This window comes from Synechococcus sp. R6-5 (assembly GCF_047461775.1).
In the GTDB taxonomy this organism is placed as follows: domain Bacteria; phylum Cyanobacteriota; class Cyanobacteriia; order Thermostichales; family Thermostichaceae; genus Thermostichus.
Genome location: NZ_JANSHV010000021.1, coordinates 1 through 12,515 on the forward strand (window position 1 = coordinate 1; position 12,515 = coordinate 12,515).

General features: G+C 59.2%; 11 protein-coding genes and 1 pseudogene. 7 read left to right on the top strand and 5 right to left on the bottom strand.

All coding sequences use genetic code 11. The features are described 5' to 3' along the window. The 3 genes and pseudogenes from NW818_RS01105 to NW818_RS01115 form a co-directional block, all read right to left on the bottom strand. Positions 1 to 233: pseudogene (locus NW818_RS01105) on the bottom strand (acetylglutamate kinase); the annotation flags it as partial. A gap of 59 nt (positions 234 to 292) precedes the next feature. Then, positions 293 to 1,174: a M56 family metallopeptidase gene (locus tag NW818_RS01110; RefSeq protein WP_414423599.1), complete on the bottom strand. Its 882-nt coding sequence runs from the start codon at positions 1,172 to 1,174 to the stop codon at positions 293 to 295. Next, the gene (locus tag NW818_RS01115; RefSeq protein ID WP_414423600.1) at positions 1,171 to 1,605 is read right to left on the bottom strand and encodes a BlaI/MecI/CopY family transcriptional regulator; all 435 of its coding nucleotides are present in this window, start codon (positions 1,603 to 1,605) and stop codon (positions 1,171 to 1,173) included. Before NW818_RS01115 ends, NW818_RS01110 begins: the two co-directional genes overlap by 4 nt. A 118-nt stretch (positions 1,606 to 1,723) precedes the next feature. On the opposite strand from NW818_RS01115, the gene miaB reads away from it, so the two are divergent. Then, positions 1,724 to 3,058 carry a tRNA (N6-isopentenyl adenosine(37)-C2)-methylthiotransferase MiaB gene (gene miaB, locus NW818_RS01120; RefSeq protein ID WP_414380946.1) on the top strand — a complete coding sequence of 445 codons (1,335 nt, stop codon included), beginning with the start codon at positions 1,724 to 1,726 and terminating at the stop codon, positions 3,056 to 3,058. A gap of 286 nt (positions 3,059 to 3,344) precedes the next feature. Here miaB and NW818_RS01125 read toward each other — a convergent pair whose 3' ends face one another. Then, positions 3,345 to 3,695 carry a hypothetical protein gene (locus NW818_RS01125; protein ID WP_011433285.1) on the bottom strand — a complete coding sequence of 117 codons (351 nt, stop codon included), beginning with the start codon at positions 3,693 to 3,695 and terminating at the stop codon, positions 3,345 to 3,347. Between the two features lie 234 nt (positions 3,696 to 3,929). On the opposite strand from NW818_RS01125, the gene gltX reads away from it, so the two are divergent. From gltX to NW818_RS01140, 3 genes are all read left to right on the top strand, one after another. Then, positions 3,930 to 5,369 (top strand): glutamate--tRNA ligase, encoded by a 1,440-nt coding sequence (gltX, locus tag NW818_RS01130; RefSeq protein WP_414423601.1) that lies wholly within the window; start codon positions 3,930 to 3,932, stop codon positions 5,367 to 5,369. A gap of 79 nt (positions 5,370 to 5,448) precedes the next feature. Continuing rightward, a complete protein-coding gene (locus NW818_RS01135; RefSeq protein WP_414423602.1) occupies positions 5,449 to 6,255 on the top strand; it encodes a GAF domain-containing sensor histidine kinase in 807 nt (268 codons plus the stop codon). Positions 6,256 to 6,422: 167 nt separating this feature from the next. Further along, positions 6,423 to 7,505, top strand: coding sequence for an isocitrate/isopropylmalate dehydrogenase family protein (locus tag NW818_RS01140; protein WP_414423603.1), 1,083 nt, complete (start codon positions 6,423 to 6,425; stop codon positions 7,503 to 7,505). 57 nt (positions 7,506 to 7,562) lie between these two features. Here the strand turns inward: NW818_RS01140 and NW818_RS01145 are convergent, their stop codons facing one another. Continuing rightward, complete coding sequence (locus tag NW818_RS01145) at positions 7,563 to 8,489, bottom strand: D-isomer specific 2-hydroxyacid dehydrogenase family protein (RefSeq protein WP_414423604.1); 927 nt, start codon at positions 8,487 to 8,489, stop codon at positions 7,563 to 7,565. Between the two features lie 327 nt (positions 8,490 to 8,816). Here NW818_RS01145 and NW818_RS01150 point away from each other — a divergent pair, with 327 nt between their 5' ends. The 3 genes from NW818_RS01150 (at position 8,817) to dcd (ending at position 12,483) form a co-directional block, all read left to right on the top strand. After that, positions 8,817 to 10,028, top strand: a complete 1,212-nt coding sequence (locus NW818_RS01150; RefSeq protein ID WP_414423605.1) for a phosphodiester glycosidase family protein — start codon at positions 8,817 to 8,819, stop codon at positions 10,026 to 10,028. Positions 10,029 to 11,070: 1,042 nt separating this feature from the next. Beyond that, a complete protein-coding gene (locus NW818_RS01155) occupies positions 11,071 to 11,778 on the top strand; it encodes a cob(I)yrinic acid a,c-diamide adenosyltransferase (protein ID WP_414423606.1) in 708 nt (235 codons plus the stop codon). Between the two features lie 123 nt (positions 11,779 to 11,901). Next, entirely contained in the window at positions 11,902 to 12,483 is a 582-nt protein-coding gene (dcd, locus tag NW818_RS01160) for a dCTP deaminase (RefSeq protein WP_011433274.1), read from the top strand. Positions 12,484 to 12,515: the final 32 nt, after the last annotated feature.

Here is a 12,515-nt window from a genome sequence, read left to right on the forward strand (position 1 = left end):
CCCCCCCCATGCACCAACACCGGGCGGATCCCCACACAGGCCAGAAAGACGATGTCTCGGAGCACCTCGGCCCGTCGCTCTTGATGCACCATAGCTGCGCCGCCATATTTGATGACAATGACGCGGCCTTGGTACTGCTGAATGTAGGGTAAAGCCTCGATGAGGATCTGCGCCCGCGTAAGGGGATCACACGCCGACCCGGTCGCCTCAGAAAGGGAAGAGTTGGTTTGCACTGCTGTAAGTCCCTAGAAGTCCAGAAAACCTGACCCAGAGTATCGCATTCTGCAGATCCTCAGGTATGGAACGGGATCGCCAGCAAAGGCAATAGGGACAACCCCAACCAGGCCCAACCCCGAATGGAAGAAGAATGGGGTAGGGGATCGACGGGCCCTGACTCTGCCTGCTGCAGCAGGGCATCGATACGCTCCTGCAGCCGTTGCCCTGAGTCTGAACTCACGGCCATTGCAAAGCCAACCCAGGCCGCCGCCGGTTGCTCCACCACGCCATAGCCCACCACCTGCAGCAGGGCCTCTCCCAACAGCAAGGGATCCACCCGTTGGGCCGCCCAGCGATCCGCCCGCAGTTCCCGCAGAGTGAGCAATTCCTGCCAGAGGGCCTCGGTGTTGGGCAGCCAGCCGGTGAGGCGTCGCAGCCAGCCCACTCCAAACATCCAGAGGGTATCGCGGTAGTGGCGATGGGCCTCTTCGTGGGCGATTACGGCCCGCAAGTGCTCATCATCCAACTGCTCCAGCAGGCCGCGGCTGACCACCAACTGGGCATTCCACACCCCCACTTGAGCAGCAAAAGGAATCTCCAAATCCAGCACGTAGGCCGGAGAGCCATGCAAATCCACCTGGGCCAGAGCTTGCAGGTGGGCGCGTCGATAGGAGCGCCAGTATTCCCAAATCCAGTGCAAGGCCACGCCGCCAGCCACGGCCAGCAACAGCAGGGCACAGCCGTAGCAGAACCAGCCCCCCACCCCGGCCATTTGTCCCCACGGCCCCATCCAGGCCAAGGCCAAAGCAGTGGTCAGCAACAGCAGCGGGGGCAGCAAGAAGTGGATCCAAGCCCGCTGCCAACGTCGGCCCCATCCCCCACTCCTGTCCAGGCGCACCTGGGCTCGCCACAGGCAACTGAGGCCCAAGCCCAGCAGTAACATGCCCAAGTGGCTCATCGCGGATCCCTCCTGGCTTGACGGGCTGCCCGCAGCCGTTCGGCAATCGCCTGCAACTGGGACACACTGGCCTGATCCAGGCTATCGGCAAAGGCTGCCACCGTATCGGGATCCCCTACAGCCAAAAACTGCTGCAGGTGGGTGAAGGCCCTGAGGCTGGCCGCTTCCTGACGCGAAAGACGAGGCCGCCACAGCATCGGCAAATGCCGCCCTTGTGGATCGGTGCGGCGCTCACAGCTCACCCAGCCCTTCTGGCTCAAGCGCTGCAAAACTGTGGTCACAGAGGCATAGGCCAGCTCCCGATCCGGATCGGCCAAGATGCGCTCGTGGATTTGACGGGTGCTGGCGCTGCCCAGATCCCAGAGGATCTCCAAGATTTCCGATTCCAGAGGGCCCAGCGATAGTTGCTTGGGGCGATGCTTGGGCAACATGAGCCTTTGCCGGTGTAGGAACTTTTATCTAGACTAACCGTTTCAGTCTCAAACCCCTCAGCCATTTTTAAGGATCCGCTAAGCTCGAAGATGGTGGTTCTTTGTGCTGTTACTTCCCATGGCTGCTCCCACCTACCACACCATCACCTTCGGCTGCCAAATGAACCGCGCCGATACCGAGCGCATGGCCGGGATCCTGGAGTCCCTGGGGTATGTGGCCACCGAAGATGAGTTGCAGGCGGACTTAGTTCTCTACAACACCTGCACCATCCGCGACAATGCTGAGCAAAAGGTCTATTCCTACCTGGGCATCCAGGCACAGCGCAAGCGCAAGAACCCGGCCATCAAGCTGATCGTGGCCGGCTGTGTGGCCCAGCAAGAGGGGGAAAAATTGTTGCGCCGCGTCCCTGAGCTGGATCTGGTCATGGGCCCCCAGTACGTGAACCGCCTTGGGGATCTGTTGGCGCAGGTGGAAGCCGGAAACCAGGTGGTGGCCACCGAGCCGGTTGAGATCCCAGAAGACATCACCAAGCCCCGTCGCGACAGCCAGGTCACTGCTTGGATCAACGTTATCTACGGTTGCAACGAGCGCTGCACCTACTGCATCGTGCCGCGGGTGCGAGGGCAAGAGCAGTCCCGCCAGCCCCAGGCCATCCGCGCCGAAATCGAAGACGTGGCCAGAGCAGGCTATCGAGAGGTGACGTTGCTGGGGCAGAACATCGATGCCTACGGACGGGATCTGGATCCGAAAACCAACCTGGCCAGCTTGTTGCGCTTCGTCCATTCGGTGGAAGGTATTGAACGGATTCGCTTTGCCACCAGCCACCCGCGCTACTTTACCGAGGAGCTGATCGCCACCTGCGCCGAGCTGCCCAAAGTCTGCGAGCACTTCCACATTCCCTTCCAGGCGGGCAGCAACGAAGTGCTCAAGCGGATGCGGCGCGGCTACACCCACGAGCGCTATCGCCAGATCATCCAGCTCATCCGCCAATACATGCCCGAAGCCGCCATCAGCGCCGATGCCATTGTCGGCTTCCCGGGAGAAACAGAAGCCCAGTTCCAAGAAACCCTGCAACTGGTGCAGGATATCGGCTTTGACCAAGTGAACACTGCTGCCTACTCCCCCCGTCCCGGCACCCCTGCCGCCGAGTGGCCCGACCAGGTGCCTGAAGAGGAAAAAAGCGACCGCCTGCAACGGCTGAACCGACTGGTGGCCGAGGTGGCCGCCGCCCGCAGTGCCCGACTCCTAGGCCAGGTGCAAGAGGTGCTGGTGGAAGGCCCCAACCCGAAAAACCCCCGCCAGGCAATGGGGCGTACCCGCGGCAATCGCTTGGTGTTCTTTGAAGGGAATCCAGAGCAACTGCAGGGATCCCTGGTGCCGGTGCGCATTACCGCCACGCGAGCTTTTTCGCTGACCGGAGAGGCAGTTACCGTCCGCGCGAGCGGGCCATAGGATGAAGGCTCTCACAAACACAACTTTCCCCAGTTCCCTCTTGTCCGATTGCGCCGGCGGAGCGCCTCTCCAGGGAGCTGTTTCGCTGAGAAAAACCATGCCCTCCTGGGTGAACAGCTTTAAGGCAACCGCCAGGCAGTCACTGCCCTTTCCGCCACGCCGACCAGGGCACAACCACCGCCCTAGCTAGCTTTCTTCCGCGCAGCAGTAGAACGGAGCTTCATACACAACGTTTTGGCAACAGCAACAGGCCGGCGCTGGAACAGGCCCCGAATACCTGCCCTGCCTAGCGCAAGATTTCAAAATCCAAAACGGGCTCTGTCTGGGTCACGCGGTAGTACCCGGCCTGGGTACGAACCGAAGCCTGATAGGGACTGGGCAAATCTAGCGAGCGCAGGGGTGGGATGTTGGTGCGTTGGTTCAGCAGCGTGGTGAAGAAGGCGGTGGTCTGCCGGGCCTGGGAGCGCACCACCTCCTCAGGGAAAATGACCGGATCCACATTCCTGCCTGTATCCAACAGGATCCTATCCAGGGCATCTCCCACCGGATAGGAAGGATAGGCAATTTGGGCCAAGGCGGATCCAATCGGGATCCCGGCGGACAGACAACCCAGAAGAATGGCCAAAGTCAGACGCATGTGCTGGGATTCCTCCTGCGCTACAGCTTTTCCTCAACACCGGAAAAAAGGGGAGGTTGGACGTTGCCAATCAACCTTGATCCCCGTGCAGCCTACCTTTTGACCGGCGGCTAGAGCGGATTCTACTCGAAATGCCTCAATTGGCAACCGCCTGCAACCCAATGGAGGGCCAATATGACAAAGGATCTCGCCGCCGACTAGGATCAGGATGCTCTGCTTGGGAGCCTTCAGCCTGTGAGTGTTTGTGTTCGCATTGCCCCCAGCCCAACCGGAAATCTGCACATCGGCACCGCCCGAACGGCAGTGTTCAACTGGCTGTATGCCCGTCGCCACGGTGGCCGGTTCATTTTGCGCATTGAGGACACCGACCGCGACCGCTCTTTGCCCCGCTACACCCGCAACATTTTGGCGGGCCTGGCCTGGTTGGGCCTAGACTGGGACGAAGGGCCGGTCTACCAATCCAAGCGCATCGAGCGCTATCAAGCGGTGGTACAGCAGCTTCTGGATCGAGGGTTGGCCTACCGCTGCTACGTCAGCGAGGCGGAGCTGGAGGAGATGCGCGCTGCCCAGAAGGCCGCCGGCAAAGCCCCCCGCTACGACAACCGCCACCGCTTTCTCACCGAAGCCCAGCGACGGGCCTACGAAGCCGAGGGTCGGCAGCCGGTGATCCGCTTCAAAATCGAGGAGCCCCTGGAAGTGTCTTGGGTGGATCTCATTCGCGGCCCCATTACCTGGAACACCCAGGACTTGGGGGGGGATATGGTCATTGCCCGGGCGGATGGCTACCCTCTCTACAACTTGGCGGTGGTGGTGGATGATATTGACATGGGCATCACCCATGTGATTCGCGGCGAAGATCACATCGGCAATACCCCCAAGCAGATTTTGCTCTACCGCGCTCTTGGCTACGAACCTCCCCAGTTCGCCCATTCTCCTTTAATCCTGAACCCGGAGGGGAAAAAGCTCTCCAAACGGGATGGGGCAACTTCGGTGACGGAGTTCCAGCAGCTGGGCTTTTTGCCGGAAGCTCTCAAGAACTATTTGGCTTTGCTCAGTTGGTCTCCTCCAGATGGGGAAGAGCTTTTCTCTCTGGAAAAGGCGGCTGCGCTGTTCGACTTTGACCGGGTTAACCGTGCGGCTGCCCGCTTTGACTGGGACAAGCTCAACTGGATCAACAGCCAGTACATCAAGCGGCTTTCTCCGCCAGAACTGGTAGAACGGCTCACCCCCTTTTGGCAGGCGGCAGGGTTTGACCTTTCCGAGGTGCCGGATCCCACCTGGTTGGAAGATGTGGCCCGCCTGATTGCCGATGGTATCGACCGCCTGGCAGAGGCTCCTCCGCTCAGCCGCTTTTTGTTTCAGGAGCCCCTCAGCTACACGTTGCCAGCTCTGGAACAGTTGCGCCTGCCTGGGGTGGCAGAGGCTATGGCTGCAATGGCCACCACGTTGGCTGCTGCCGAGCTGCCCCAGGTTTCGGCGGACAGCTTAAAACCGCTGGTGGATCAGGTGGCCAAGGGCCAGAACATGAAAAAGGGCCTGCTGATGAAGAGTTTGCGGGCCGCCCTGACAGGGGATCTGCAGGGGCCGGATTTGCTGGAATCTTTTGCCCTTCTCCAGCGGCGGGGCTGGGCTTTGGGGCGGTTAGAGGCTGTGCAGAAGTTGGTTCCTTGTTGATGGAAGCCCATCTCTTGCTGTCATGCCTTCGGTTGCCTCTGTTGAAAGTGCTCCGCACCGCTGCCGCAATCGGGATCCCATGCTGTCACGCCAGCTACAGGCTGCAAACCAAATTGTCCAAGAACTGGTGCTGCTCTCTTCTCAGTTATCTTCCCCATCCTCTTCGGACTCTGTAGAGATGGGGGAGCTGGAGCAGTGTGTGCTCAAGCTGGCCCAGACCTTGGTACGGCAGATGGTGGATCGTCTGGGTGCAGCCTCAGCTCGCCTTTGGTTTTTCGACCCGCAGGAAGGATGTTTTCAGTCGGTGGCCCATGCCGGCCTGCTCAGTCCTGCTCACGACCAAATTCAGCGGATCTACCCTGACGACAGCCCTTTGGGACGGGTGGCCCAGGAGGGTCTGCCGCTTTTGAGCAACAATCCCGCCCAAGAAGCCTGGATGCCCGCCCCAGAGTGGGTGAAGGCCAATGGCTTGCGAGGCTTTGTTGCCTACCCGATTAACCGGGGGGAGGAGCGGCTGGGGGCTTTGGCTCTGCTGAGCCGGACACCTCTGGAAGCCAGCTTTCTGATTGTCAAACACGCGGGGGCACGGCGCATCGATCTCATCATTCAGCCCAAGGCGCAACAGGACGCGGGTTCCTCTACCAACCCTCAGGCTCCCTACACCCACTTGGAGCTGAAGATCATCGACGATGGCTGTGGTATGCCGGAGTCCAAGAGCGGGGCGGATCCCGCCCAGCCGTCTGGCCATGGACACGGGTTGCTCAACATGCGCTACCGAGCCGAGTTGATCGGGGCAAGCATTGCTTGGCGTAATCGCCGCTTTGGCAGTGGCACAGTTGTAGAGCTGCGAGTCCCTCTGCCGCCGAGTCCCCGATCTTGCGGCTAGCCCCCCCTTTTCTGAGGTAGCAGACGCAGCATTTTCAGTCTCAACCTGTTCTATAGTCGTTTAAGCTCAAGGGTTCCCGGTTCTCTAACCTGTCTGGTGGAGGGATCCTCTCACGCCGGCAGGACGGAGTTTTTGCGCTGTCGTTGACACTGCGAGGAGAAGCATCTGTGGCCTATCGTGTGACTTTGATCCCTGGGGATGGCATTGGCCCGGAAGTGGCCAAGGCGATGACCACGGTCTTGGAGGCTACTGGGGTTCGGTTCGAATGGATCCCGGTAGAAGCAGGAGTGGAGGTGATCGAGAAATACGGCACCCCCTTGCCGCCCCAGGTGTTGGAGTCCATTCGGGAAACCAAAGTGGCGATCAAAGGGCCGATTGGCACTCCCGTAGGTACTGGCTTTCGTTCGGTCAACGTAGCCATTCGCAAGGAGCTGGATCTCTACGCCAATCTGCGCCCGGCCAAATCCATGCTCGGTGTCAAAAGCCCTTTTCAAGACATTGACCTAGTGGTGGTGCGGGAAAATACTGAAGATCTCTATGCCGGGATCGAGTTTGAACGGGGCACGCCGGAAGCCATCCAGGCGCGGGAGGAAATGATGCGCCTCTCCGGCAAACCCATCCGCGAGGGATCCGCCATTGGCATCAAGCCCATTTCGGACTTCGGCAGCCGCCGCATTGTCAAATTTGCCTTTGAGTACGCCCGCCAGAATGGCCGCAAGAAGGTGACGGCAGTTCACAAAGCCAACATCATGAAGTTCACCGATGGCTTGTTTTTGCAGGTGGCGCGGGAGGTGGCCCAGGAGTACCCCGACATCGAGTTTGAAGATCGCATCGTGGACAACATGTGCATGCAACTGATGCAAAAGCCGCAGCTCTACGATGTGCTGGTGCTCACCAACCTCTATGGGGACATCATTTCCGACTTGTGCGCGGGGATGATCGGCGGGCTGGGGGTGGCGCCGGGGGCCAACATCGGCGACGGCATTGCGGTTTTTGAGGCCATTCACGGCTCTGCTCCCAAATATGCCGGCCAAAACAAAGTCAACCCCTGCGCTCTGATCCTCTCCGGGGCGATGATGCTGCGCTACCTAGGAGAGCGGGAGGCTGCCGCAAGGGTGGAGGCGGCGGTGCAGGCGGTGATCGCCGAGGGCAAGCAGGTCACCTATGACCTGGCCACAGGGGATCCCGTCGGCACTCAGGAGATGGCCAAGGCCATTGCTGCCCGCGTGCGGGAGATGGCTTCGCAGTAGGGTTTGGCGCCAAATGTTTCTGATCCCAGGCTCCCCAAGGGAGGGGGGCTAGAGGACTCAATACCCCAAAACCGGATCCACCACCCCCAGCAAGGGATCCCCGGCCCGGAAGCGCCGCACATTTTCTCGCACCCGCTTAGAGAGGGCTGGGACAATCATGGCATCGGTAAGAGCAGTGTGGGGGGTAATCAGGCAGTTGGGCAAGCTCCAGAGGGGATGCCCATCCGGTAGGGGCTCGGGATCCGTGACATCCAAGGCGGCCCCGCGAATGACCCCCTGCTGCAGGGCGGCCACCAAGTCGGAGGTCACGATGTGCTTGCCTCGCGCCACATTCACCAGCCAGCACTGGGATCCCATCTGCTCCAACTCAGCTTGGGCGATGATCCCCTCGGTTTCCGGCGTGAGGGCCAAAGCCAGGATCACCACATCTGCCCCTGCCAACACCGTTTGCCGTTCCGCGAGCGTCACCACCCGCGTGGCCCCCGGCAAGGGATCCGCCTTGCGACGCACCACGTCGATGGAGCACTGAAAAGGCTGCAACAGCTTGATCAACTCTTGGGCGATGCCCCCGGCCCCAAAAATGACCACGCGGCTGCCCCAGAGGCTGGTACCGGAGCCTTCCTGCCACGTTTGGGCCAAGGCGCGGATCTTCAAGTCGCGCAAGCCGGCCAAGGTCAAGGCCAAGGCATGTTCTGCCACCGGTTGAGCATAGACTCCCTTGCCACAAGTCCACACATAAGCGGGATCCAAGACTCCCGCCCGGACAAAAGGCTCTACCCCCGCCCAGGGCAACTGCACCCAGCGGATCCCTTTCCCTTCCGCCAGACAGCACTTCAGGCCGGGCACATCAAAGGCATCGGCCCAGACCAAGGCTTCTGCTTCTGCCAGGGGCACAATTTCGCCACCCCCTGCCAAAACAGCCTCTTTGAGCCAGGGGCGAAGATGGCCGGGTTCGACGGCAATGCGTTTGCCTTGGATGCCCATAGGAACCGTTGGATGAGGCTTTCCCCTTGCCAGGATACTGCCGGAGATGGCATGCACGGGCAGCCGCAAAAACCGGTGATCGAGTGTTAAGGGATCCCAAAGGGATCCTGGGCCACTTCCATAGGATCGCTAGGGTGAAAATTAGGGCTGCTGTGTTGGCTCAATCCTTAAGTAGGTAGCATTCCCCAATGACCCTATCCGAACTGCTGATCTTGGTGACGCTGCTCTTTCCCGGGATCCTGTTGTCGCTCATTGTGATGGGAACCTTTGCCGCAGGGGGATAATCATCTCCCAATGACAATGGTGAAGCCCTAAAGACGTGAAGACATGTCCAAAACCAAGCTGAGCGCCTGGGTCATGGGCTGGGGGTTAGCCTGCACTGCTGCTCTCTTTTTGCCCAGCGTGGCTGCTCAAGCTCAGGTGACCCTCGGTGTGCAGCCGGTGCGGGTGGTGCAAGGGATCCCTTTGTACCAGAAGGAGGTTTGGGTTGGAGACAATCGGATCCCCGTTTCTATCGTGGTCATTTCTCTCGCAGCGGGCCAACTGCGGCCTATCTGGGCTGCACCTGCGGGGCTGGTGGGTCTGGGGGAGCTGTCTTCCTTTGGCCCCGAACAGGGAGCAGTAGCCGCCATTAACGGTGGGTTTTTCAACCGCAACACCCGTCAGCCGCTGGGGGCAATTCGTCGGGATGGCCGTTGGATCTCCAGCCCCATTTTGGGTCGTGGGGTCATCGCCTGGTCGGATGGGACGGCAGGGCAAGAAGGGGGATCCGTGCGCTTTGCCCGTTTGCGGATGCAAGCAGAGCTGCGCAATGCCATTGGGGACCGGATCCCGGTGGTGGGCATCAATACAGGCTATATCCTGCCCGGCATCTCCCAGTTCACCCCCGACTGGGGATCCACCTACACCACCCAAACGGACGACGAAATGCTCGTGATGGTGCGGCAGGATCAGGTGCAAGAAATTCTGGTGGCGGGCCTGGCCGGCAGTTTGACGGTACGGATTCCCAGCGAGGGGTATGTATTGGCAGGGCGGGGGCTAGAAGGTGCCCTAGAAGCCCGCAAGCTGGTTCCCGGGGATCGCCTCAGCCTTCATCTGCGCTTGGATCCGCCCGAGCTGGAAGCTTATCCCCACATCCTAGGGGCAGGGCCGCTCTTGCTCTTGGATGGACAGGTGGTTTTGGATGCCCGATTGGAGGCATTTCAACCCCTCTTTCGCAGGCAGCGAGCCGCCCGCAGTGCCATTGGCCAACTGGACAGCGGACATTTGCTGCTGGTGACCGCCGGCAATGCCCAGGAAAATCAAGGGCTCACCCTGCTGGAGATGGCACAGTTGATGCAGCAATTGGGCTGTCGCCATGCCCTGAACTTGGATGGGGGCAATGCTTCCACCTTGGTGCTGGGGGGAGAAGCCGTCAATTTGGAACACCGACACCCAGAAGCCAGCCCACCCAACAGTGAGACGGATCCCAGTCCCTCCCGGCGGCGCACACCCCGAGTTCACAATGGCTTGGGATTTTTCCCAAGTCCAAGTCGGTAGCAGAGAACAAAGGCAGCCTTTCGTACTGGCAGGAAGTGTCTTTTTGATCCAGGGATCGAGGGTGGGATCCCTGGACTTCCCGGCTGCTTGGATGAGGGATCAGGTATTCTCCAGGATTGGATCTACCTTGCTAGGAGAAGACTTCTCAAGAAGGAAAGGACTCGGCTCTGGATCCCGGCAATCTCGGCACCCAAAGCTCCGGAGCTTGTGCAGGTCAATCTTAAATGGGATCCAAACTGAATGCCCAATGCTCATTTCTCAGAGTAGAAATAGAGGTTAAATTAAATGGAAATATCGGCTCCGAGATCGGTAAGAAAAATAATTAAAGAGTCAATCTCTCGAAGAAAACGGCCTCAGAATCTAAAATGTACACAATCCCTTGTGTTTCTCGCTGAATCGGATGCGATTCTCAAAAATATTGTCAATAAATCATTTTTTGACGAATATAATTGACGAATTTGCATTTTGTTAATTTCGAGTCTGGAAATTAAGTATTTGGAGTTGTGGTCGCAATTCTTTCCACTGCGAATGTTCGGCAATGTGTGGATCTATCCAACTCCCGACAGAGTGGAGCTCCTGTCGGGCAAGGCTTCTGGGGTGGGCTAAGTCTCGCTGCTCTCGGTGGATAGGCTGCCGGTGCTGGCATTCCCGTTTGTGAGAGTCAACCTTATTTGGAAGAAATTATCTTTTCCTCGAATTTTTATAGAGCACCTCTATACTCAAGTAAGGTAGCCCTGCACACAAGCTTTTGTGCTGGGCCTGAAATTTTATTAAGATCCTCTGTCAAAGCTTTTCTTTTCAGGTATTGCCTCTCGTGCCGAAAAGCTAGGATGGGCAAGGATTGTATTTTCTATCACTCTATTTAGGATGATTTGTATGCTGGCCGGAAGCAGAACCGACTCGTTGACGGATACGCACAGGTGGTGTTTCATGGAATCCATAGCCGACGCTCTCCACCACTTGTAGGCCCTATAACCTAGGGCCGTGTCCACTAGCCTGCTCGTGAGATTAGAACGTGGTTTGCACTGCCTCCCCAAATCCTATGCCCTCCCCCAAGGATGCCTTTCCTGTAGCCCGCGCCAAACAGCCTGCGGCTCAAGCCAGCCCTGCTGCCGGCGAGCTTTTCCTTCAGCAGAATGGATCCCTCTCCGCCCAGTTGGTTCCCCAGGGATCCCTGCAGCTTTACACCCACCCCAGCCGGGGCATGTTTACGCCCGTCATGGCTCAGGCGATGCGCTTGGCAGGCCAGGGAACGCGGGTGCTGATCGTGCAATTTCTCAAGGGTGGGATCAATCAGGGGCCCGAAAATCGTCTCTCCCTGGGCAGATCCTTGGAGTGGGTTCGCTGTCGCCTGCACCGCTGCATCGATACACCTCACCTAGAGCCTGAGGAGCGGGTGGCATTGGATGAGCTGTGGCAATTTACCCAGGAGGCTGTCAGGAGTGGCCGCTATGACTTGGTGGTGTTGGATGAGCTGAGCTTGGCTGTGAAGTTGGGCCTGATCCCAGAAGCGGAAGTGCTGAGCTTAATCGACCAACGCCCCATCTCCATGGACATGGTGATCACCGGGCCGGAGATGCCAGATTCGTTTCTGGAGCGGGCGGACTTGATCACGCAGCTGCGCCTACGTGGCATCCCAGGCCCAGGGCTCCGCACTGCCGATGCGAATGTTGCCTGCTCTCTGGATCCCCCTCAAGTCAGCGGCACAGGTGCTATGCCTACAGCAGCCCATGTTGCTCCGCACCGCTAGCGCAAACAGTTTCCGCTCCGAAAGACCTAGGCAACACGGGTCGCGTCAGGGGGGCGGAGTCCCAATAAGACTGGAGCTTGTCCACCAGATGTGCCCTCACTCTCCAGGAAGCCGGCTGTAGCCATGTTGAAAAACGACCGCTGGATCTGTGAGCAAGCGCGGCGAGGGATGATCGAGCCGTTCTGCCCTGAGCTGGTGCGCGCTGTTGAATCTCGGCCCGTTTTGAGTTACGGGCTGTCTTCCTACGGCTACGACATCCGCCTGTCGCCGGTGGAGTTCAAGATCTTCCGCCATGTGCCCGGCACAGTGGTGGATCCCAAACGGTTTAACCCCAAGAATCTGGAAGCGGTGGAGCTGCACCACGACGAGATGGGCGATTACTTTATCATCCCGGCCCACTCCTATGGGTTGGGGGTGTCCTTGGAACGGCTGCAAGTCCCGGATAACATTACCGTGATCTGCATTGGCAAATCTTCCTATGCCAGGGTGGGCCTGATTGCCAACCTGACGCCCGCTGAGGCGGGATGGCGGGGCTATCTCACCCTGGAGTTTTCCAACGCCTCCAGCGCCGACTGCCGTGTGTACGCCAACGAAGGGGTGGTCCAGCTTCTGTTTCTGGAAGGGGATCCCTGCCAAGTGACCTACGCCGACCGCGCCGGCAAGTATCAGGATCAGCCGCAGCAGGTGGTGGTGGCCAAGGTTTAGCTGCTTCCCTCAAAAGGGAGAGGGTTGGCGGG

Bases quoted from the DNA above. Each gene is read 5' to 3' on its own strand.
- NW818_RS01110 (WP_414423599.1), bottom strand. From the start codon at position 1,174: ATGAGCCACTTGGGCATGTTACTGCTGGGCTTGGGCCTCAGTTGCCTG.
- NW818_RS01115 (WP_414423600.1), bottom strand. From the start codon at position 1,605: ATGTTGCCCAAGCATCGCCCCAAGCAACTATCGCTGGGCCCTCTGGAA.
- miaB (WP_414380946.1), top strand. From the start codon at position 1,724: ATGGCTGCTCCCACCTACCACACCATCACCTTCGGCTGCCAAATGAAC.
- NW818_RS01125 (WP_011433285.1), bottom strand. From the start codon at position 3,695: ATGCGTCTGACTTTGGCCATTCTTCTGGGTTGTCTGTCCGCCGGGATC.
- NW818_RS01135 (WP_414423602.1), top strand. From the start codon at position 5,449: ATGCTGTCACGCCAGCTACAGGCTGCAAACCAAATTGTCCAAGAACTG.
- NW818_RS01145 (WP_414423604.1), bottom strand. From the start codon at position 8,489: ATGGGCATCCAAGGCAAACGCATTGCCGTCGAACCCGGCCATCTTCGC.
- NW818_RS01150 (WP_414423605.1), top strand. From the start codon at position 8,817: ATGTCCAAAACCAAGCTGAGCGCCTGGGTCATGGGCTGGGGGTTAGCC.
- NW818_RS01155 (WP_414423606.1), top strand. From the start codon at position 11,071: ATGCCCTCCCCCAAGGATGCCTTTCCTGTAGCCCGCGCCAAACAGCCT.
- dcd (WP_011433274.1), top strand. From the start codon at position 11,902: ATGTTGAAAAACGACCGCTGGATCTGTGAGCAAGCGCGGCGAGGGATG.